Annotated in this window: 23 protein-coding genes and 1 pseudogene; 22 read left to right on the plus strand and 2 right to left on the minus strand. The window is 44.2% G+C overall.

What is annotated here, in order from left to right; translation table 11 throughout:
* Positions 1-84: 84 nt before the first annotated feature.
* Both K1I94_RS10015 and K1I94_RS10020 read left to right on the plus strand, forming a co-directional pair.
* On the plus strand, positions 85-441 hold the full coding sequence (locus tag K1I94_RS10015; protein WP_161543435.1) for a hypothetical protein: 357 nt from the start codon (positions 85-87) through the stop codon (positions 439-441).
* A 121-nt stretch (positions 442-562) separates the two neighbouring features.
* Entirely contained in the window at positions 563-1609 is a 1047-nt protein-coding gene (locus K1I94_RS10020; protein WP_032914249.1) for a 2,3-butanediol dehydrogenase, read from the plus strand.
* 104 nt (positions 1610-1713) lie between these two features.
* Here K1I94_RS10020 and K1I94_RS10025 read toward each other — a convergent pair.
* Both K1I94_RS10025 and K1I94_RS10030 read right to left on the minus strand, forming a co-directional pair.
* Positions 1714-1818, minus strand: a pseudogene (locus K1I94_RS10025) (transposase); the annotation flags it as partial.
* 68 nt (positions 1819-1886) lie between these two features.
* Entirely contained in the window at positions 1887-2513 is a 627-nt protein-coding gene (locus K1I94_RS10030) for a TVP38/TMEM64 family protein (RefSeq protein WP_223315222.1), read from the minus strand.
* A 177-nt stretch (positions 2514-2690) separates the two neighbouring features.
* On the opposite strand from K1I94_RS10030, the gene K1I94_RS10035 reads away from it, so the two are divergent.
* The 20 genes from K1I94_RS10035 (at position 2691) to trhO (ending at position 19376) form a co-directional block, all read left to right on the plus strand.
* The gene (locus K1I94_RS10035; RefSeq protein WP_223315223.1) at positions 2691-3380 is read left to right on the plus strand and encodes a hypothetical protein; all 690 of its coding nucleotides are present in this window, start codon (positions 2691-2693) and stop codon (positions 3378-3380) included.
* A gap of 174 nt (positions 3381-3554) precedes the next feature.
* On the plus strand, positions 3555-4082 hold the full coding sequence (locus K1I94_RS10040) for a YqeG family HAD IIIA-type phosphatase (RefSeq protein ID WP_223315224.1): 528 nt from the start codon (positions 3555-3557) through the stop codon (positions 4080-4082).
* A gap of 2 nt (positions 4083-4084) precedes the next feature.
* Positions 4085-5191: a ribosome biogenesis GTPase YqeH gene (gene yqeH / locus K1I94_RS10045; RefSeq protein ID WP_223315225.1), complete on the plus strand. Its 1107-nt coding sequence runs from the start codon at positions 4085-4087 to the stop codon at positions 5189-5191.
* 107 nt (positions 5192-5298) lie between these two features.
* Positions 5299-5610 carry a ribosome assembly RNA-binding protein YhbY gene (gene yhbY, locus K1I94_RS10050; protein ID WP_002896287.1) on the plus strand — a complete coding sequence of 104 codons (312 nt, stop codon included), beginning with the start codon at positions 5299-5301 and terminating at the stop codon, positions 5608-5610.
* Between the two features lie 26 nt (positions 5611-5636).
* Entirely contained in the window at positions 5637-6269 is a 633-nt protein-coding gene (locus K1I94_RS10055; RefSeq protein WP_002896286.1) for a nicotinate-nucleotide adenylyltransferase, read from the plus strand.
* Positions 6266-6865, plus strand: coding sequence for a bis(5'-nucleosyl)-tetraphosphatase (symmetrical) YqeK (gene yqeK, locus K1I94_RS10060; protein WP_223315226.1), 600 nt, complete (start codon positions 6266-6268; stop codon positions 6863-6865). Before K1I94_RS10055 ends, yqeK begins: the two co-directional genes overlap by 4 nt.
* Positions 6862-7365, plus strand: a complete 504-nt coding sequence (locus K1I94_RS10065) for a cysteine hydrolase family protein (RefSeq protein ID WP_223315227.1) — start codon at positions 6862-6864, stop codon at positions 7363-7365. Before yqeK ends, K1I94_RS10065 begins: the two co-directional genes overlap by 4 nt.
* 9 nt (positions 7366-7374) lie before the next feature.
* Positions 7375-7740, plus strand: a complete 366-nt coding sequence (rsfS, locus tag K1I94_RS10070; protein ID WP_002901020.1) for a ribosome silencing factor — start codon at positions 7375-7377, stop codon at positions 7738-7740.
* A 74-nt stretch (positions 7741-7814) separates the two neighbouring features.
* The gene (locus K1I94_RS10075) at positions 7815-8549 is read left to right on the plus strand and encodes a class I SAM-dependent DNA methyltransferase (RefSeq protein ID WP_223315228.1); all 735 of its coding nucleotides are present in this window, start codon (positions 7815-7817) and stop codon (positions 8547-8549) included.
* Between the two features lies 1 nt (position 8550).
* Positions 8551-9645, plus strand: coding sequence for a nucleotidyltransferase (locus K1I94_RS10080; RefSeq protein WP_223315229.1), 1095 nt, complete (start codon positions 8551-8553; stop codon positions 9643-9645).
* 205 nt (positions 9646-9850) lie between these two features.
* Entirely contained in the window at positions 9851-10654 is an 804-nt protein-coding gene (locus K1I94_RS10085; protein ID WP_223315230.1) for a DUF6612 family protein, read from the plus strand.
* Positions 10655-10880: 226 nt separating this feature from the next.
* Positions 10881-11246: a hypothetical protein gene (locus K1I94_RS10090; protein WP_317627945.1), complete on the plus strand. Its 366-nt coding sequence runs from the start codon at positions 10881-10883 to the stop codon at positions 11244-11246.
* A gap of 267 nt (positions 11247-11513) precedes the next feature.
* Positions 11514-12230, plus strand: a complete 717-nt coding sequence (locus K1I94_RS10095; protein ID WP_002901009.1) for a YebC/PmpR family DNA-binding transcriptional regulator — start codon at positions 11514-11516, stop codon at positions 12228-12230.
* A 214-nt stretch (positions 12231-12444) separates the two neighbouring features.
* On the plus strand, positions 12445-13587 hold the full coding sequence (locus K1I94_RS10100; protein ID WP_223315232.1) for a M20 peptidase aminoacylase family protein: 1143 nt from the start codon (positions 12445-12447) through the stop codon (positions 13585-13587).
* Positions 13588-13705: 118 nt separating this feature from the next.
* Positions 13706-14533: an amino acid ABC transporter substrate-binding protein gene (locus tag K1I94_RS10105; protein ID WP_317627942.1), complete on the plus strand. Its 828-nt coding sequence runs from the start codon at positions 13706-13708 to the stop codon at positions 14531-14533.
* Positions 14534-14650: 117 nt separating this feature from the next.
* Positions 14651-16033 carry a M20/M25/M40 family metallo-hydrolase gene (locus K1I94_RS10110; RefSeq protein ID WP_223315234.1) on the plus strand — a complete coding sequence of 461 codons (1383 nt, stop codon included), beginning with the start codon at positions 14651-14653 and terminating at the stop codon, positions 16031-16033.
* A gap of 16 nt (positions 16034-16049) precedes the next feature.
* Complete coding sequence (locus tag K1I94_RS10115; protein WP_223315235.1) at positions 16050-16643, plus strand: MptD family putative ECF transporter S component; 594 nt, start codon at positions 16050-16052, stop codon at positions 16641-16643.
* Between the two features lie 31 nt (positions 16644-16674).
* A complete protein-coding gene (locus K1I94_RS10120) occupies positions 16675-17520 on the plus strand; it encodes an SAM hydrolase/SAM-dependent halogenase family protein (protein ID WP_223315236.1) in 846 nt (281 codons plus the stop codon).
* Positions 17521-17531: 11 nt separating this feature from the next.
* Entirely contained in the window at positions 17532-18074 is a 543-nt protein-coding gene (locus K1I94_RS10125; protein WP_002900998.1) for an ECF-type riboflavin transporter substrate-binding protein, read from the plus strand.
* Positions 18075-18389: 315 nt separating this feature from the next.
* On the plus strand, positions 18390-19376 hold the full coding sequence (gene trhO / locus K1I94_RS10130) for an oxygen-dependent tRNA uridine(34) hydroxylase TrhO (RefSeq protein WP_002903980.1): 987 nt from the start codon (positions 18390-18392) through the stop codon (positions 19374-19376).
* Positions 19377-19389 lie beyond the last annotated feature (13 nt).

The following is a 19389-nucleotide window of genomic DNA, read 5'->3' on the forward strand; positions in this document are numbered from 1 at the left end:
GAAAACCAGCCAAGAGGCTGGTTTTCTATCTTTTCTTTATCCATCGGTTGTGTTAAAATAATTAAAAAAACAAAGGAGTCTTTTATGTCGGAAATCAAAGTGAAACGTGGGACAGGTTTTGTAGGGATTATTGGAAAGTTTCCAATCTTTATCAATGATCAGAAAGTTGGCGTAATTAAGAATGGTGACGAGGCTGTCTTCCCTATTGAGGGGGAAGAAGCTGTTGTTCGTGTAGGAGCAGCTCCTATGAAAACCAAGCCAGTGACAGTTAAAGCAGGACAAACCTTGCTGATTGAAACAAATTTTACTAATGTTTCTATTTGTTTAGGAACTTTAGTGGTTGCTTTTCTATTTGGCGGGTTGCTCCGTGCGATTCTCTTGATTCTTTATATTGTTTTAATGTTTCTTTTTCCGTTTTACTCGGCTAGAATTGCAGAATAAGTCTAGGACCAGCTGATGCTGGTTTTTTGTATGCTATTTTTTGAAAATGTAGCTAATCTTTTGACAAGATTTCTGAAAGGGTTTACAATTAAACTAATAAATTATAAAGTGAGGTATGTTTATGGCAAAAATGAATGCTGCGCGTTGGTATGGCGCTAAAGATGTCCGTATTGAAGAAGTGGATGTACCGGAAGTCCAACCGCATCAGGTTAAGATTGCGGTCAAGTATACAGGAATCTGTGGAACCGACTTGCATGAATATCTGGACGGACCGATTTTTATTCCGACGGAAACAGAGCATGTCTACTCTGGCCAGAAAGCGCCTGTAACTTTGGGACATGAGTTTGCTGGGGAAATTGTTGAGGTCGGCAGTGCTGTGACACGGGTCAAGGTTGGCGATCGGGTGACAGTAGAGCCTATTTTAGCTAAGCATAATCTTGTCGGTGATTATAATCTGGACCCTAATCTAAACTTTGTCGGTTTGGCGGCAGACGGTGGTTTTGCCAAATACTGTGTTTTGGACGGAGACATTGTTCACAAAGTTCCAGACAGTCTTAGCTATGAGCAGGCAGCCTTGACAGAACCTGCTGCTGTGGCTGTTTACGCGGTCCGTCAGTCAGCTCTTAAGACGGGCGATACTGCGGTGGTCTTCGGTTTGGGACCAATCGGGCTCTTGATTATTGAGGCTTTGCGGGCAGCCGGTGCATCTAAGATTTATGGAGTTGAATTATCTCCAGAACGCCAAGCCAAGGCAGAGGAGCTTGGGGCGATTATTGTGCGACCAGAAGAAGGCGAAGACGTGGTAGCTGCTATTCATCGTTTAACTGGTGGCGGGGCAGATGTGTCTTATGAAGTGACTGGGGTGCCGGTTGTGCTGGGACAAGCTTTGGCTGCTGTTCACAAGGCTGGAGAATGTATGGTGGTTTCTATCTGGGAACGAGAAGCTAGCATCAACCCTAATGAATTTGCCATTCAAGAAAAATCGCTTAAGGGTATTATCGCCTATCGGCATATTTTCCCTAAGGTGCTGGAACTGATGGAGCAGGGTTATTTCTCTGCTGATAAGCTTGTGACAAAGAAGATTAAACTGGAGGATATTGTGCAAGAAGGCTTTATCGAGCTGACTCAGGACAAGGCGCAGATCAAGATTTTGGTATCGCCAGAATAAAATCTTTGCTTAATCATGAGACGAAAATCAGTCAAAACTGGCTGATTTTTCTTTATGGTTTGTGCTGTAATAAGTAAAGTTTTAGAAAGAGGTTGGGATGTCAAAAGTTTTGAAAGGTTCATTCCATATTTTTCTGAAAGTCGCTTTAAGCTGATTCCTTGTTTTCTTAGTTCATAGATTCGAACTTTATCCTCATAAGTTAGTTTCATTTAAAAACACCCCAAAAGTTAGATTTTTTCTGTCTAACTTTTGGGGTACGGTTCAATTCAACTTCTTTTTATTTGGAGACCATTTTCCAGAAAAAATCAATGATATAGGTCAATCCGTAGGTATAGATGACGAGGGTGATGGGCTTGCAGAGAAGGATAATCAACATGTACTTTTTGAAAGTCATCTTGGTCAGGGCGGCCAGCATGCAGAGAAAGTCGGCTGGACTGATGGGCCAAATCATCATGAAGATAAAGAAGCGCTCAAAGCGGTTGCCCTTATCCAGCCAGCCGATATATTTATCATAAGTACGCTTGCTGACGACAGACTGAACAAAAGCCGGACCGTAGGTGCGCGCCAGATAAAATATAATGGCGCAGCCAATGACAATACCGATATAGTTATAAATGGTGCCGACGATATGGCCGTAGATGAAAACACCAGCGACAGAGGTCAGGGCGCCAGGGATAATGGGCACGACCGTCTGTAGAATCTGCAGGAAGATAAAGAGAGGAGGTCCCCAGATACCTGCCTGCTGGATAAAGGCTGAGAGAGTTTCCTTGGACTGGAGAATGCCTGCGAAATATGCCCAAAGACAAAAGGCCACCGTTCCTAGAGCGCCAATGGCGGACGACCAGTTGATAATCTTTTGCAAAAGAGGGGAAACAACTTGCATCTGCCTGTTTTTTTCTGCCATACAAACCTCCAGAACATTTATACTATCACCACTATAATATCATCTTTTTTCCTTTTTGTAACACTTGAGGCTGTAAGTGCCAAAAAGCCTCAAAGATGATATAATGATGTAATTAGTAAACCATAAGTTTTCAAATAATCGTTCAAAATCAAAAAATGCGTAAGAGGAGAGCCTATAGTGGAAGAATATCTAAATTTATATCATCAAAAATTATGGGAAATTGCATATGATAATCTCATAAGAGTATTTTCCCACCCTCATACAATTATTCTCTTTGTATTATTTTTAATTATTTGTTCCTTAATTTGTTTCTTATTTTTCGGAAAAACACGTACTTTACTATTTGTAGTTAGTTATTTCTTCTTGTTCCTTTTGGGAGTAGTCGCAGAGTATGTGAATAGCTATAGCAAAATTATGAATCCATCTTCTCCATACAACAATTCTTTTAGCATTGCTTCATTAAGACATGAAACCGTTCTTCCGATGCTTGAGCATGTAGATGAGATTCCCCTAGCTAGTGTCGATGGAGAGCTCAAGAGAGAAGATATTATATTGTTTGCAGTGTCGAATCCTACCTACTACGATGGTCTTTTTAATGATATAGCAATGTTATTAACCGGTGAGTATAAAATAGGAACAGATTTTCTAGTTGCATTAGTAGGCTATGAAGAGAAAAATGGTGAATGGCAATCTGTTGATATTCGCATTGCCCCGGGTATTGAGGAGAAGGATTTTCAGAAATTTTCTAAGGTTCTTCATATAAAAATAGATGAAGCAGAGGGTGCTACCGGTATTATTCTCGATCTTCAAGAATTTTATGAATTAAAATTACGGAAAGAAAAAGATGGCCACTGGCCTAGACTGTGAGTATAAATTTTTGTTCCATTTAAAATGAAGCTTCCCGCTTGGGGAGCTGTTTTCATTTGCTTGAAAAATAGAAAAGTAAACATCACCTATTCGCTCTAGAAGAAATAGGACCAGGAGTGCCAAAAAGCCCATTTTATGCTATAATAATGAGAATACGAATTTTTGGAGAGAGATGTGGCGATTGAAGATTATATGCCGGACTTTGCGGTTGAGGCAGTTTACGATTTGACAGTAGAGAGTTTGAAAAAACAGGGTATCAAAGCGGTTTTGGTGGATTTGGATAACACCTTGATTGCTTGGAATAATCCTGATGGAACCCCAGAGATGAAGAAGTGGCTTCATGATTTGCGGGACGAGGGCATTCGGATTATCGTGGTGTCCAATAATAACCAAAAACGGGTCAAGCGGGCTGTTGAAAAGTTTGACATTGACTATGTCTACTGGGCGATGAAACCCTTCACTTGGGGAATTGACCGGGCGCTCAAGCTTTTTCATTTTGAAAAAAATGAAGTGGTGATGGTGGGCGACCAGCTCATGACGGATATTCGGGCTGCTCATCGGGCCGGGATTCGTTCGATTTTGGTCAAGCCACTGGTCGAGCACGACTCTATAAAGACCCAGATCAATCGGGCGCGTGAACGCCGTGTGCTCAAGAAAATCACCGAAAAATACGGCCCAATTCAATACAAAAAAGGAATTTAAGCATGGAAGAACTTCTCTGTATCGGCTGCGGAGCCACTATTCAGACAGAAGATAAGGGCAAGCTAGGCTACACGCCTCAGTCAGCTCTAGAAAAAGGCTTGGAGACAGGCGAACTCTATTGTCAGCGTTGTTTCCGCCTGCGCCATTATAATGAAATCAGCGACGTCCAGCTGACGGATGATGACTTTCTGCGGCTTCTCCATGAGGTTGGAGATAGCGACGCTTTGGTCGTCAATGTTGTCGATATTTTTGACTTTAATGGATCGGTTATCCCTGGCCTGCCTCGCTTTGTTGCTGGAAACGATGTTCTCTTGGTTGGGAATAAAAAGGACATTCTGCCTAAGTCGGTCAAGGATAGCAAGGTGACCCAATGGCTGACGGAGCGAGCTCATGAAGAAGGTTTGCGTCCAGTTGATGTGGTCCTGACCTCTGCTCAGAACAAGCAGGCGATTAAGGAGTTGATTGACAAAATCGAGCATTGCCGCAAGGGACGTGATGTTTATGTGGTTGGCGTGACCAATGTGGGCAAGTCTACTTTGATTAACGCCATTATTCAGGAAATCACGGGCGATAAGGATATTATTACGACTTCACGCTTCCCGGGAACAACTCTGGATAAAATCGAGATTCCTTTGGCGGATGGCAGTCATATCTATGATACGCCGGGCATTATCCATCGTCATCAGATGGCTCACTATCTTACTGCTAAGAATCTCAAATACATCAGTCCCAAAAAGGAAATCAAGCCCAAAACCTACCAGCTTAATCCAAATCAAACCCTCTTTTTGGGTGGCCTAGGCCGCTTTGACTTTGTGGCAGGTGACAAGCAGGGATTCACGGCTTATTTTGACAATGAGCTCAAGCTTCACCGGACCAAGTTGGAAGGTGCTAGTGATTTTTATGACAAGCATGTCGGCAGTCTCTTGGTGCCGCCAGTTGGCAAGGAAAAGGAAGAATTTCCAGCCTTGGTCAAGCATGAATTTACCATCAAGGACAAGACAGATATCGTCTTCTCAGGTTTGGGCTGGATTCGCGTCAGTGGTCCTGCCCGAGTAGCTGGTTGGGCGCCAGAGGGTGTGGCGGTTGTCACTCGGAAAGCTATTATATAATATTCAAGAAACAAAGGGGAATAAATCCCCTTAAAACAAGGAAGGAAAAGGCCGTGAGCAGTGGGGAGACAAGCAGGTCCCAACTGTCTCAAGCCTTATAGAAGAACATGACACTAACATCAAAACAACGCGCCTTTCTCAACAGTCAGGCACATAGTCTCAAACCCATCATTCAGATTGGGAAAAATGGACTCAATGACCAAATCAAAACCAGTGTCCGTCAGGCACTGGACGCGCGAGAACTGATCAAGGTTACGCTCTTGCAGAATACGGATGAAAATATTCACGAGGTCGCAGAGATTTTGGAAGAAGAGATCGGAGTGGATACAGTGCAGAAGATTGGCCGGATCTTGATTCTCTACAAGCAGTCCAGCAAGAAGGAAAATCGCAAACTTTCTGTCAAAGTCAAGCAAATTTAAAAAAATTTCTGTGGAGATGTCAGCCTATGGCTATTGAATTACTGACCCCCTTTACCAAGGTGGATTTAGAACCAGAAGTTAAAGATAAAAAACGCAAGCAGATTGGCATTTTAGGTGGGAATTTCAATCCTGTCCACAATGCTCATTTGGTCGTGGCAGATCAGGTCCGCCAACAGTTGGGCTTAGATCAGGTCCTGCTCATGCCAGAGTACGAGCCGCCCCATGTGGACAAGAAAGAAACCATCGATGAAAGGCATCGGCTGAAAATGTTGGAGCTGGCTATTGAGGGCATTGCAGGATTAGGGATTGAAACCATTGAGCTGGAGCGCAAGGGAATTTCCTATACCTACGACACCATGAAGCTCCTGACAGAGCAGCATCCAGATACGGACTATTACTTTATCATCGGTGCAGATATGGTGGACTATCTTCCTAAGTGGTACCGGATTGATGAGCTGGTTGAGTTGGTTCAGTTTGTCGGTGTTCAGCGACCGCGCTACAAGGCGGGGACTTCTTACCCTGTCATCTGGGTAGATGTACCGCTTATGGATATTTCCTCCAGCATGGTGCGGGATTTTCTGGCTCAGGGACGGACTCCTAATTTCCTGCTGCCTCAGCCGGTCTTAGACTATATTAAGAAAGAAGGGCTTTATCTATGACCTATGAAAGCTATATCAGTATGAGTCGTGAAGCCTTACTGGCTAAGATGGAAACTGTTATGCCCGAGAAACGCCTGCGGCATTGTCTGGGTGTGGAAAAGGCTGCTCGAGAATTAGCGGAGCGCTTCGGTCTTGACGTCGAAAAAGCGGGTTTGGCAGGACTTCTACACGACTATGCCAAAAAGGTCTCGGATGAGGATTTCCTATCCTTGATTGACAAATACAAGCTGGATCCTGACCTGAAAAACTGGGGCAATAATGTCTGGCATGGCATGGTGGGCATTTACAAGATTCAGGAAGATTTAGGCATCGAAGATGCAGAGATTCTCCGAGCCATCGAGATTCATACAGTAGGCAGTGGCACCATGTCTGAACTGGACAAGGTCGTCTATGTCGCTGACTATATCGAGCACAACCGAGACTTTCCGGGAGTGGACAAGGCCAGAGAGCTGGCTCAGCAGTCGCTCAATCAAGCTGTGGCCTATGAAACAGCAAGGACTGTGGAGCATCTAGCCCATAAGGGGATGCCCATCTATCCGCAGACCTTGGAGACCTACAATGCCTTTGTAGGGTATTTGAAGGAAATAGAAGAATGAAAACAGCTCTAATCATTATAGATGTACAAAATATCTTAGTGGAAACAGGTTTTCAGTCTAATAAAATGATGGATAAAATTTCCTTTCTGCAGCATCAGGCTAGGAGTAAAGGTGTCGAAATTATCTATATTCAGCATATGGAAAATCCAGAAGACAATGCATTGGAAGATTGGCAGTTGTCTCCTCTCTTGAATCGAAAGTCAGATGAAAAGGTCTTTCAGAAGAAGTATAATAGTATATTTAAAGAGACAGATTTGAAGGATTACTTGGATAAAGAAGATATTGGTCGTCTAGTTTTATGTGGAATGCAGACGGAATATTGTGTAGATGCATCAGTTAAAGTTGGATTTGAATTTGATTATAAACTTATCATTCCAGAAGGTGCTTTTACAACTTTTGATGGAGAAGACGCTTCGGCAGAAAAAATAAATACTTTTTACCAAAAAATTTGGGACGGACGTTTTGCGGATGTTCTAGACTACAAAAACATTTTTAATTAAAGAGGAACTATGAAAGAACAAGAATTATTGGAACTGGTCGTGAAGGCGGCCGATGAAAAGCGTGCAGAAGATATTGTAGCTTTGGACTTGCAAGGTCTGACTACTGTGACAGATTATTTTGTTATCGTCAGCTCGATGAACAGTCGTCAGCTGGATGCAGTCGCTGAAAATATCCGTGAGAAAGCTGCGGCGGCGGGTGTTTCTGCTGGTCATGTTGAGGGAGACGCAGCTGGCGGCTGGGTGCTCTTAGACTTGGGCGGTGTGGTTGTCCATGTCTTTTCAGAGGAGATGCGGGCGCATTACAATCTTGAAAAGTTGTGGCACGAAGCAACTGGTGTGGATGTTGCAGCCTTATTGGAAGAAAAAAACAAGTGATTTTTTGCCCTTGGGCAGAAAGCAGAATTTAGCTCAGTCAGCCTGCTGGCCGGGCTATTTTTGAAAGGAAAAGTATGGCAACTTATGAAACCTTCGCGTCGGTTTACGATGCGATTATGGATGATTCTTTGTATGAGAAGTGGACGGATTTCAGCCTGCGTCATTTTCCCAAGGATAAGAAAAAGCTGCTGGAGCTGGCCTGTGGAACGGGCATTCAGTCTATTTATTTTAAGCAAGCGGGTTTCGAGGTGACGGGGCTGGATCTGAGTCAGGAAATGCTGGATTTGGCAGAGAAGCGCAGCAGAGAGGCCGGTTTGGACATTCCCTTTATCCAGGGCAATATGCTGGATTTGAGTGGCATCGGTCAGTTTGATTTGGTGACTTGCTATTCAGACTCGATTTGCTATATGGAGGACGAAGTGGATGTCGGTCAGGTCTTCACTCAAGTCTACCAGCATCTAAATGAGGGCGGCCGCTTTATCTTTGACGTACACTCGATTTACCAGATTGACGAGGTTTTTCCTGGCTATTCCTATCACGAAAATGCTGAAACCTTTGCCATGGTATGGGATTCCTATGCGGACGAACCGCCTCATTCCATCGTGCATGAGCTGACTTTCTTTGTCCAAGACGAAGATGGGCGCTTCACGCGCCATGATGAGGTGCATGAGGAGCGGACCTATGAGATTCTGACCTACGATATCTTGCTGGAGCAGGCCGGCTTTAAGAATGTCAAGGTTTACGCGGACTTTGAGGACAAGGAACCAACTGACAAGAGCGCTCGCTGGTTCTTTGTAGCGGAGAAATGAGATGGCAGTTACCGGTATTATCGCAGAGTTTAATCCTTTTCATAATGGGCACAAATATCTGCTGGAGCAGGCTTCTGGTCTGAAAATTATCGCTATGAGTGGTAATTTTGTTCAGCGAGGGGAGCCGGCTATCGTGGACAAGTGGACTCGGGCACAGATGGCTTTGGAAGCTGGAGCGGATTTGGTCCTTGAGCTGCCTTTCTTGGTCAGCGTTCAGGCGGCGGACTTTTTCGCTAAGGGGGCAGTAGACATCTTAGAGAGACTGGGCATCGAACAGCTGACTTTTGGGACCGAGGAAGTGCTGGATTATGAGAGTGTTTCCAAGGTATATGGTCAAAAGGCAGAGCAGATGGAGGCTTATCTGGCTGGCTTGCCTGATTCCTTATCGTATCCCCAGAAGACTCAGGCTATGTGGCAGGAGTTTGCAGGGCTCAATTTCTCAGGCTCTACGCCCAACCACATCTTGGGCTTGGCCTATGCCAAGGCTGTGGCGGGAAGAGATATAAAACTGTGCCCGATTCAACGTCAGGGAGCTGGCTACCATTCCTTATCGGCTAATCAGGAATTTGCCTCCGCAACTGCCCTTCGTCAGAATCTGGCTCAGCCGGGCTTTCTCAAGAAATTCACTCCAGCCTACCACTTGCTTGAAACGGCACCCAAGGTGACCTGGTCGGACCTCTTTCCTTATCTTCGATACCAGATAGTGACCTGTCCGGATTTGACAAACTTTTATCAAGTCAACCAGGAGTTGGCCGTTAGGATTAGAGAGGCCTTGAAAAACAGTGAGACTATAGAAGAGTTGGTTGAGCAGGTGGCGACCAAGCGCTATACCAAGGCTCGGGTCCGGCGTCTGCTGACCTATATCCTGGTCGGAGCTAGGCAAGAAGGGCTTCCGTCAGCTGTTCATATCTTAGGTTTTTCTGAGCAGGGGCGCCAGCATTTGTCCCAGCTTAAGGGAAAAGTTGAATTGGTCAGCCGTATCGGCAAGGATCCATGGGATAGTCTAACCCAGCAGGCTGACAAGGTCTATCAGCTAGGCAATCCCGCACTTTGGGAGCAGAATTTTGGACGGGTTCCGATTATGAAAGATAAGTAAGGCTGAATGTTCAGCCTTTTTGCTTTGTTTGCGATGGTAAATAAAAAATGGTATAATAAAAAAACAAACTTGTTTTCACTAAGGAGCATGATTTGCATTTTAGTGGTTTGATTGTAGGTATGAAAGCTAACATTCGGTCAATAAAACATTGCTATGCTGATTGAATGATTATCTTTCCTATCCATGTCTCAAAGGAGGAAGACTCATGAAATTCAAAAAGATTACCTTTATGGCCCTTACAGCCTTGCTTACGCTTAGTTTAGGGGCTTGTAGCTTGATTGGGCAGAAGCATTCTCAAAAGAATCAGGGTGGGACTGAGAATAGCTCCCGTGAGAGCCAAAAGAATACTTCTTCTGATGATATTGAAGAACTCTTGGAGAAAGCAGAAACTGCGAATGAAGATCTAACTTCAATGAAAATGAAAGTGAAATTATCTATCACTGTAGATGGTTCCAATAAAACTCAAACGATGAGCGGAGACCTTCTCTATGATAAAAGCACGGATGAGCTGGCCAAGGGGCATTTAGTCATAGATGGAAAAGAGAGTGGTCAGGAGAGTTATCAAGAAGCGATTATGCCAGGCGGAGAGAATAAACTTTTGTATACTCGTTCTTCTAAAAATGGAACCTGGTCTAAGCAAGAAATGGGAAGCGGTGCAGATTATTATGTTCAGCCCGATTATTTCAAACTTATGGACGGCTTTTATCAAATGGCTGATGATGTCACTGTAAAGGAAAGCGGCGATGAATATATCTTTAAATTAAGTAGCAAAAATGCTGATTTGCTAGGACTTTTTGGTGAAGAATTCAAACTAGAGCTGACAGGTGTTACTCAGGCTGATATGGATAAAACGTTAGAAGTACGCTTGGATAAAAAGACCTTATTCTTAAAAGACTTTAAGCTAGGTCTATCTTATAAAGGTGAAGAAGGCAGTTTGGATGTTCAAACAGATACTCAATATTCTGACTGGAATAATGTAGAGGAAGATGAATTTAAGGCGCCTCAGTAAAGCATAAGCAAAACTATTAGCTGAGAAAGGAAAAGTCATGCCTTTATTGTTTTCATTTCGCTACCGTAGAGGACTCTATTTGACCATAGTCATCTTGGCATCTGTCTTCTTAGTCTCAGGCATCATTTTCGGTGTCTTAGCTTCCTTGCTCTTGTTTTCAATTGATAAAGCCATGCCTGGAGCAGGAATACGCTCGTTCAGTTTGCCTTTTATACTTGCTTTTTTCATGACTGCTGTAATCGAAATATTTGCAATAGTTCATGCGGGACGCAAGCTGAGTAAAAAGTGCTTTGTTCTTGCAGGAACAGAATGGGGCTTGACCGTGCGAGGTGCTTTCTTGAAAGAGCATAGCTTTGCTTGGAATCAACTGGAAAGTGTCTTTTACCGGCCGGCTTGTGGAAGAACTTCTGATGGGCAGGCTTCTTTTCGACTGGGAGTCAGGTACTATCGGAGAGACTACCTATATGTCAAGCCTTATCATGGCAAGTCTGTCCGAGTAGATATCACTTTTTTAGATGGCAGAATAGAGGATGTTTTTGCCTGCTTAAGCAGGTGCAGACCGGATTTGCCTATTGTGAAAAATGATCAGTGATATTTTTGATGGATTTCGGTAAAGGACCGTTATGACAGACCTGCCGGTTTCGGGAAATAGAATGTACCGTCCAGTTGCTCTTTTAGCGACTGGATTTTTTATGGAAGGAAAACAGAAATCAATTTTGTCTCGATTTTAGCCTAGTAGAAGTTGAAGAAACCAACCAGAATCTTCTAGGAACAATCATTTTTTCTTAGTGATTTTTCTGATTCCCTGTGTTATAATAAGAAAGATTAAAAATGTAATTTATCAAAAGGAGAATCTCCAATGGGACGTAAATGGGCCAATATTGTGGCAAAGAAAACGGCCAAAGACGGCGCGAACTCAAAAGTATATGCTAAGTTTGGTGTAGAAATCTATGTAGCAGCTAAAAAAGGTGATCCAGATCCAGAGTCTAACACAGCTTTGAAATTCGTTATTGACCGAGCTAAGCAGGCTCAGGTGCCGAAGCATGTCATTGACAAGGCCATTGATAAGGCAAAAGGAAACACGGACGAAACCTTTACTGAAGGCCGCTATGAAGGGTTTGGGCCAAACGGCTCTATGCTGATTGTTGATACTCTGACTTCAAATGTCAATCGGACTGCAGCCAATGTCCGTGCTGCTTTTGGTAAAAATGGCGGTAATATGGGAGCTAGCGGCTCTGTATCTTATCTTTTTGATAATAAAGGTGTAATTGTCTTTGCGGGTGACGACGCTGACAGCGTTTTTGAACAGCTGCTGGAAGCGGATGTGGATGTAGATGATGTTGAAGCGGAAGAAGGAAGCATCACCGTCTATACAGCGCCTACTGACCTTCATAAGGCTATCGTGGCTCTGCGAGAATCTGGTATTCAAGAATTCCAAGTAACCGAGCTGGAAATGATTCCTCAGTCTGAAGTAGAGTTGACTGGTGAAGACCTCGAAACCTTTGAAAAACTTTATAGCGTTTTAGAAGACGATGAAGATGTTCAAAAAATCTATACGAATGTAGATGGATTCTAAAGATACTTGACCTGTAGTTGGAGCTACAGGTTTTTCTGTGATGAGAAGTCTCAAACTGTATTTACCAGCTCAGCTAAGTAGGGTAAAGTACAAAAGTCATAGTACAAAAATTAGAGGGCTAATTATTGATTATTTGCTCTCTATTTTTGTATCCGCGTCCAGCTTTGTGCTATACTGGTTGATAGATAGGTGTATTCGAGTAAAGGAGTCGGCCATGAAAAAATTTTATGATAAACTGATACAAACACGGCATTATCTTCATCAGCATCCAGAGTTGTCTGGGCAGGAATTTGAAACGACAGCTTTCCTAAAAGGCTATCTGGAAGATTTGGAGATTAGGATTTTAGAAACCGGTCTGAAAACGGGCCTAGTTGCCGAGGTTGGTTCTGGCAAGCCGGTTATTGCCCTGAGGGCTGATATCGATGCTCTGCCCATTTTGGAGCAGACTGGTCTGCCTTACGCCAGTCAGAATGCAGGCGTCATGCACGCTTGCGGTCATGATTTTCATCAGACCAGCCTTTTGGGGGCAGCGGAGCTACTCAAGGCTATGGAAAGAGATTTGAGAGGGACGGTTCGTCTGATTTTCCAGCCGGCTGAGGAAACTTCTCAGGGAGCCAGTCAGGTACTTGCGACTGGTTTGCTGGACGATGTGTCTGCGATTATCGGCTTTCACAATATGCCCCAGCTTAAGGCGGGGCAGCTGGCACTTAAAGCTGGAGCCATGATGGCTGGGGTTGAGAAGTTCAAGGTTGAGGTAGAAGGAGTCAGCAGCCATGCGGCTAGACCAGATCTGGGGGTTGATACAGTATTGACCTTGACTAGTATGATTCAAAATCTGCAGACTCTAGTGGCTCGTACTGTGTCTCCTTTTGAAGCAGCTGTCTTGTCTGTAACTCATATAGAATCGGGGGCAACTTGGAATGTACTGCCGCAGTCGGGCTTTTTTGAAGGGACCATTCGCAGTTTCAATCCGACCTTGCAGCAGCGTCTCAAGGAAGACTTTATCCGAATTGTAGAGAATACAGCGGAGAATTTTGGGGCTCAAGTCAGGATTTCTTGGGACCATACTCCTCCAGTGACCTATAATGATCCCGAATTGGCCGAGCTGCTCTATGAGCACTCACAGAATCTTGCTGAGGTCCTGCCTGCCAGTCCATCCTCGGCTGGAGAAGATTTTGCCTTTTATCAAGAGAAGCTTCCAGGCGTCTTTGCCTTTATCGGCTCAAATGGGGCAGAAAATGCTCCTGACCTCCATCACGACAGCATGGTCATTGACGACGAAGCCTTCAAAGTTTCCGTTCCTTACTATGTTGAAAGTGCCCTCTTTCTCCTGCAGCACTATAGGCAGAAAGTCTAGTGAATGACTGCCTCAAAGCTGATAAAGAAAAGCTATCACCTCCATAAAAAATATATAATGGTCAAGTTTCTCCTTATTTGATATGATAAAGAAAGACTTTTTAGGAGGAATTCGAAATATGAACCTGAAGAAAACCTTGAAATACTTCTCTCTGGCGGCTGTCAGTATCTTGGCCATTGGTGCTCTAGTGGCCTGCTCATCATCAAGTGAGAAGAAAACAGAGAAAATAAAGGTAGAAGTCGGAACTGTAGGAACGACCAAACCATTTTCATACGAGGATAAAGACGGTAAACTGACTGGCTACGATATCGAAGTCCTTCGTGCTATCTTTAAGGATTCAGACAAGTATGAAGTCAATTTCAATAAGACCAAGTGGGCTTCTATTTTCTCAGGTCTGGACAGCGACCGCTACCAGATTGGTGCCAATAATATCAGTTACTCTGAAGAACGGGCTAACAAATATCTCTATGCTAGTCCATATGCGAAAAATCCAACAGTTTTAGTTGTCCGTAAGGGTGAGGGCATCAAATCGCTGGATGACATTGGCGGCAAGTCTACTGAGGTTGTTCAGGGGACTTCAACAGCTCAGCAACTAGAGGACTACAACAAGGAACATAGCGATAATCCGACAAAAATCAATTATACTGACGGAACCATTCAGCAAATCTTGGCTAATCTCAATGACGGCCGTACGGACTATAAGGTTTTTGAGCGCATAACTGTAGAGTCTATTATCAAAGACCAAGGCTTGAAAAATCTGGAAGTGATTGAGCTTCCAAGCGACCAGCAGCCTTATGTCTATCCGATTATTGCAAGCGGTCAGGAAGACCTGCAAAAATTTGTCAACAAGCGAATCAAGGAACTCTATGAGGATGGTACGCTTGAAAAACTATCACAAGAATTCTTTGGCGGTTCTTACCTGCCAGATGCAAAAGATATCAAGTAAGAAATCCCATCAAGTCCAGTCTGCAATTTGGCTGACTAGACTTTGATACAAGAAATACGATAAGGGCGGGGAAGCTTATTTCCCCAGCCCTTTATCTGCTGTTAATAGGAGTAACGCATGCCTTTCTCAACTGAGACTGAACAAATCAAGAAATTTGAAAACGACGAGGTGGCCCAGCACTATTTTGAAGTGCTGCGGACCTTGATCTCTAAAAAATCAATCTTTGCCCAGCAGGTTGGCTTGCAGGAAGTAGCCAACTATTTGGGAGAGATTTTTACAGCTGCAGGTGCCAAGGTCATGATTGACGATAGCTATACTGCTCCATTTGTTTTGGCGGAGTTTCTTTCTTCAAATCCTGCTGCTAAGACCATTATTTTCTACAACCACTACGATACAGTGCCGGCAGATGATGACCAGCCTTGGACCAATGATCCTTTTACACTGTCAGTTCATTACGGAGTTATGTATGGGAGAGGAGTGGATGATGACAAGGGGCATATTACCGCTCGTCTGACCGCCGTTCGCAAGTATATTCGAGAGCACGGTGATTTGCCGGTCAATATCATCTTTATGATGGAAGGGGCGGAAGAGTCTGCTTCGACAGATTTGGATAAATATCTGGTCAAGCATCGCAAACGCCTACGAGGAGCAGATTTACTGGTTTGGGAGCAAGGCAGCCGCAACAATCTAGGTCAGCTGGAAATCTCGGGCGGTAACAAGGGAATTGTTACCTTTGATATGACGGTCAAAAGTGCAGATGTAGACATTCATTCTAGCTTCGGCGGTGTTATCAATTCAGCTTCTTGGTATTTGCTCAATGCTCTATCCAGCTTGCGCAGTCCAGACGGTCGAATCCTGGTTGAGGGTATTCATGAGCAGATTCAAGAGCCAAATGAGCGGGAGCTGGCCTTGATTGAGGAATATGCCCTGCGGACTCCTGAAGAGTTGAGTCAAGTCTATGGCTTGAAATTGCCGGTTTTGTTGGACGAACGGAAGGAATTTCTCCGTCGCTTTTACTTTGAGCCTTCGCTGAATATTGAAGGTTTCGGATCAGGCTATCAAGGCCAAGGGGTTAAAACCATTTTACCTTCAGAGGCCCAGGCCAAGATGGAGGTTCGTCTGGTGCCTGGTCTGGAGCCAGAGGATGTGTTAGACAAGATTCGTCAGCAGCTAGATAAAAATGGCTATCCAGCGGTTAAGCTGACCTATACCTTGGGAGAAATGAGCTATCGCAGCGACATGAGCGCACCTTCCATTCTCAATCTTATCGAGCTGGCTAAAGATTATTATCAAGAGGGCATCTCTGTACTGCCGACCTCAGCTGGAACTGGTCCGATGCACACGGTCTATGAGGCCTTGGAGGTTCCTATGGCGGCTTTTGGACTTGGAAATGCCAACAGCCGGGACCATGGCGGAGATGAGAATGTGAAAATTGCTGACTACTACACGCATATTGAGCTCATTCAGGAGCTGATTGGCAGTTATCGTCGAGCTGATTAGCGGGAAAGGAAGGCTTATGCTATACTCTATAAGAAAAGACAAACTGAAGCAGGCTGGTTTCTTTTACCTCTTTTATTTCCTAGCCATGCTCTTAGGCGTCTTGGTTGGACTTCTATTTGATCGCTCAGGCAATATGTTTTATGCTCCGGCTTTTACAGCTTTCTTTGGCGGAGTTCTGTTCATCTTCTATACAGAGAAAATAAAGACCTTCGGTCTAATCAGCAGCCTAGGTTGTCTGCTGGGTCTCTTCTTTCTGCTTAGTCGACATGGCTTTGGAGCCTTTCTACCAGGTTTGATTTGTGGTGTTTTAGCGGATCTGATAGCTCGGTCAGGTGGCTATCAAAAGACTGTTAGAAGCTTGCTGGCTTTTATAGTTTTCAGCTTTAGCACAGCGGGTCCTATTTTCCTAATGTGGCTGGCGCCCAAGCAGTATGAAGCTAGTCTTCTTGCCAGAGGAAAGACTCAGGCTTATATCGAGAAAGTCATGCTTAAGCCAGAACCCAGCTTGGTCCTCTGGTTTATGGCCAGCATTTTACTGGGGGCTTTACTTGGTGCCTTGTTAGGAAGGAAAATCCTTAAAGCGAGACATTCCAAGTCAGCTTCAGTCTAACTATCATTGTAAATATAACTAAGGAGAAAACATGAACAATTTACTCGTACTCCAGTCGGACTTTGGTCTGGTAGATGGAGCCGTGTCAGCCATGATCGGAGTGGCCTTAGAAGAATCGCCTACTCTGAAAATTCATCATCTGACTCACGATATCACCCCTTACAATATCTTTGAGGGAAGCTATCGTCTCTTTCAGACGGTTAATTACTGGCCGGCAGGAACAACCTTTGTGTCAGTAGTGGATCCGGGCGTTGGCTCCAAGCGTAAGAGTGTGGTAGCCAAGACTACAAAGGGCCAGTACATTGTCACGCCTGACAATGGCACCCTATCTTTCATCAAGAAGCATGTCGGCATTGAGGCCATTCGGGAAATTTCTGAGGTGGAAAATCGCCGCAAGAATACTGAACATTCCTACACTTTCCACGGTCGTGATGTCTATGCCTATACGGGTGCCAAGCTAGCCAGCGGCCATATCAGCTTTGAAGAGGTTGGACCGGAGCTTAAAGTTGAAGATATTGTCGAAATTCAGGTAGTAGAGACCACGCTTGCGGATAATTATGTCAGCGGAGCTATTGATATCCTGGATGTCCGTTTTGGTTCTCTCTGGACCTCTATCACCCGCGAGGAATTCTACACCTTAAAACCAGAATTTGGTGACCGATTCGAGGTTACCATCTATAACAATGACATGCTGGTCTATCAAAACCAAGTAACCTATGGCAAGTCCTTTGCGGATGTCCGCATCGGCCAGCCTATCCTCTATATCAACTCCCTATATCGGGTTGGCTTAGCGATTAACCAAGGTTCCTTTGCTAAGGCCTACAATGTTGGCGTCGGTGCCCAGTGGCATATTGAAATCAAGAGAATTGAGAATTAAGGAAGAAGAACATGAAAAATAATACAATCAGAAACGTAGTCGCAACAGGAATTGGAGCAGCCCTATTCGTGGTCATCGGAATGATCAATATCCCAACGCCTGTACCCAATACCAGCATCCAGCTCCAATACCCTCTGCAAGCTCTTTTTAGCGTCATTTTTGGACCAATCGTTGGTTTCTTGATGGGCTTCATTGGCCACGCCATTAAAGACGCTATGAGCGGTGGCGGACTTTGGTGGTTCTGGATTGCCGGTAGCGGAGTCTTCGGTCTATTAGTTGGCTTCTTTAGAAAATTCTTCCAAGTGGAAGAAGGAAAATTTGAAGTCAAGGATATTATCCGCTTTAACTTGATTCAGTTTGGAGCCAATGCAATCGCTTGGCTTATCGGCCCAATTGGTGACGTGATTGTGTCTGGTGAGCCGGTCAATAAAGTCATTGCTCAAAGTATTGTAGCAATTCTGGTGAATTCTGCGACAGTAGCAGTCATCGGAACTGTCTTACTGACTGCTTACGCTCGCACCCGCACCCGCGCAGGAAGTCTGAAAAAGGATTGATTACATCAAAAATTGAAAGATTGGGAGAATTCCCAGTCTTTTTTTGTACAAAATAAAAAACATAATGTAAATTATATATTGTATTATAGAAATTTATAAAGTGAAAGGAAAATCTGTAAGAGAATACAGAAAAAGCGCTTTGAGAAGTATTTGGACCAATTGGAAGAAGAGAGATAAGTTGTCCTTCTCATTTAAACTTTCCAGCTCTGCTATTTTTCAAACAAATATTTTGCCCAGTTTTTTCAATCAGGTTATAATAAATAGATGAATTAAAAAATTCAGAAAATTTTATAGAGAAAAGAGAGTTGAAATCTTATGGCAAAAGATATTCGCGTCCTACTTTACTACAAATATGTTCCGATTGAGAATGCTGAGAAATTTGCAGCTGATCATCTGGCCTTCTGTAAATCCATCGGTCTTAAAGGCCGTATCTTGGTGGCAGATGAGGGAATCAACGGAACGGTTTCTGGTGATTATGAAACCACTCAAAAATACATGGATTATGTGCATTCCCTACCGGGCATGGAAGATCTTTGGTTCAAGATTGACGAAGAAAATGAACAAGCTTTCAAGAAAATGTTTGTTCGCTACAAGAAGGAAATTGTGCACTTGGGCTTGGAAGACAATGATTTTGACAATGACATCAACCCGTTGGAGACGACAGGAGCTTACCTGTCACCTAAGGAATTTAAGGAAGCCCTTTTGGACGAAGACACTGTTGTCTTAGACACTCGTAACGACTACGAGTACGATCTAGGCCACTTCCGCGGAGCCATCCGTCCAGACATCCGCAACTTCCGCGAATTGCCGCAATGGGTCCGTGATAACAAAGAGAAGTTCATGGACAAGCGCGTGGTTGTTTACTGTACCGGTGGTGTTCGTTGTGAGAAATTCTCAGGCTGGATGGTACGTGAAGGATACAAGGATGTCGGTCAGCTTCATGGCGGTATCGCGACTTATGGCAAGGATCCAGAAGTTCAAGGTGAGCTTTGGGACGGCAAGATGTATGTCTTTGATGAGCGTATCTCCGTTGATATCAACCATGTTGATCCAGTTGTGATTGGGAAAGACTGGTTTGACGGTACTCCTTGCGAGCGCTATGTCAACTGTGGCAATCCAGAGTGTAACCGTCGCATCCTGACCTCTGAAGAAAATGAAGACAAGTACCTCCGTGGCTGTTCTCACGAATGCCGCGTTCACCCTCGTAACCGCTATGTGGCTGAAAACAGCCTGAGCCAGGCAGAAGTGATGGAACGTTTGGCTGCGATCGGAGAAAGCTTGGAAACATTGGTGGCTCAGTAATAAGGAGAGATCC

The organism is Streptococcus sanguinis, from assembly GCF_019929145.1.
Classification (GTDB): domain Bacteria; phylum Bacillota; class Bacilli; order Lactobacillales; family Streptococcaceae; genus Streptococcus; species Streptococcus sanguinis_U.

What these genes read in the sequence shown, in the direction of transcription:
- K1I94_RS10095 (WP_002901009.1), top strand. Translation starts at nt 11,514, where the DNA reads ATGGGACGTAAATGGGCCAATATTGTGGCAAAGAAAACGGCCAAAGAC.
- K1I94_RS10105 (WP_317627942.1), top strand. Translation starts at nt 13,706, where the DNA reads ATGAACCTGAAGAAAACCTTGAAATACTTCTCTCTGGCGGCTGTCAGT.
- trhO (WP_002903980.1), top strand. Translation starts at nt 18,390, where the DNA reads ATGGCAAAAGATATTCGCGTCCTACTTTACTACAAATATGTTCCGATT.
- K1I94_RS10065 (WP_223315227.1), top strand. Translation starts at nt 6,862, where the DNA reads ATGAAAACAGCTCTAATCATTATAGATGTACAAAATATCTTAGTGGAA.
- rsfS (WP_002901020.1), top strand. Translation starts at nt 7,375, where the DNA reads ATGAAAGAACAAGAATTATTGGAACTGGTCGTGAAGGCGGCCGATGAA.
- yqeK (WP_223315226.1), top strand. Translation starts at nt 6,266, where the DNA reads ATGACCTATGAAAGCTATATCAGTATGAGTCGTGAAGCCTTACTGGCT.
- K1I94_RS10085 (WP_223315230.1), top strand. Translation starts at nt 9,851, where the DNA reads ATGAAATTCAAAAAGATTACCTTTATGGCCCTTACAGCCTTGCTTACG.
- K1I94_RS10030 (WP_223315222.1), bottom strand. Translation starts at nt 2,513, where the DNA reads ATGGCAGAAAAAAACAGGCAGATGCAAGTTGTTTCCCCTCTTTTGCAA.
- K1I94_RS10110 (WP_223315234.1), top strand. Translation starts at nt 14,651, where the DNA reads ATGCCTTTCTCAACTGAGACTGAACAAATCAAGAAATTTGAAAACGAC.
- K1I94_RS10100 (WP_223315232.1), top strand. Translation starts at nt 12,445, where the DNA reads ATGAAAAAATTTTATGATAAACTGATACAAACACGGCATTATCTTCAT.
- K1I94_RS10055 (WP_002896286.1), top strand. Translation starts at nt 5,637, where the DNA reads ATGGCTATTGAATTACTGACCCCCTTTACCAAGGTGGATTTAGAACCA.
- K1I94_RS10080 (WP_223315229.1), top strand. Translation starts at nt 8,551, where the DNA reads ATGGCAGTTACCGGTATTATCGCAGAGTTTAATCCTTTTCATAATGGG.
- K1I94_RS10090 (WP_317627945.1), top strand. Translation starts at nt 10,881, where the DNA reads ATGACTGCTGTAATCGAAATATTTGCAATAGTTCATGCGGGACGCAAG.
- K1I94_RS10125 (WP_002900998.1), top strand. Translation starts at nt 17,532, where the DNA reads ATGAAAAATAATACAATCAGAAACGTAGTCGCAACAGGAATTGGAGCA.
- yhbY (WP_002896287.1), top strand. Translation starts at nt 5,299, where the DNA reads ATGACACTAACATCAAAACAACGCGCCTTTCTCAACAGTCAGGCACAT.
- K1I94_RS10115 (WP_223315235.1), top strand. Translation starts at nt 16,050, where the DNA reads ATGCTATACTCTATAAGAAAAGACAAACTGAAGCAGGCTGGTTTCTTT.
- K1I94_RS10015 (WP_161543435.1), top strand. Translation starts at nt 85, where the DNA reads ATGTCGGAAATCAAAGTGAAACGTGGGACAGGTTTTGTAGGGATTATT.
- yqeH (WP_223315225.1), top strand. Translation starts at nt 4,085, where the DNA reads ATGGAAGAACTTCTCTGTATCGGCTGCGGAGCCACTATTCAGACAGAA.
- K1I94_RS10020 (WP_032914249.1), top strand. Translation starts at nt 563, where the DNA reads ATGGCAAAAATGAATGCTGCGCGTTGGTATGGCGCTAAAGATGTCCGT.
- K1I94_RS10120 (WP_223315236.1), top strand. Translation starts at nt 16,675, where the DNA reads ATGAACAATTTACTCGTACTCCAGTCGGACTTTGGTCTGGTAGATGGA.
- K1I94_RS10075 (WP_223315228.1), top strand. Translation starts at nt 7,815, where the DNA reads ATGGCAACTTATGAAACCTTCGCGTCGGTTTACGATGCGATTATGGAT.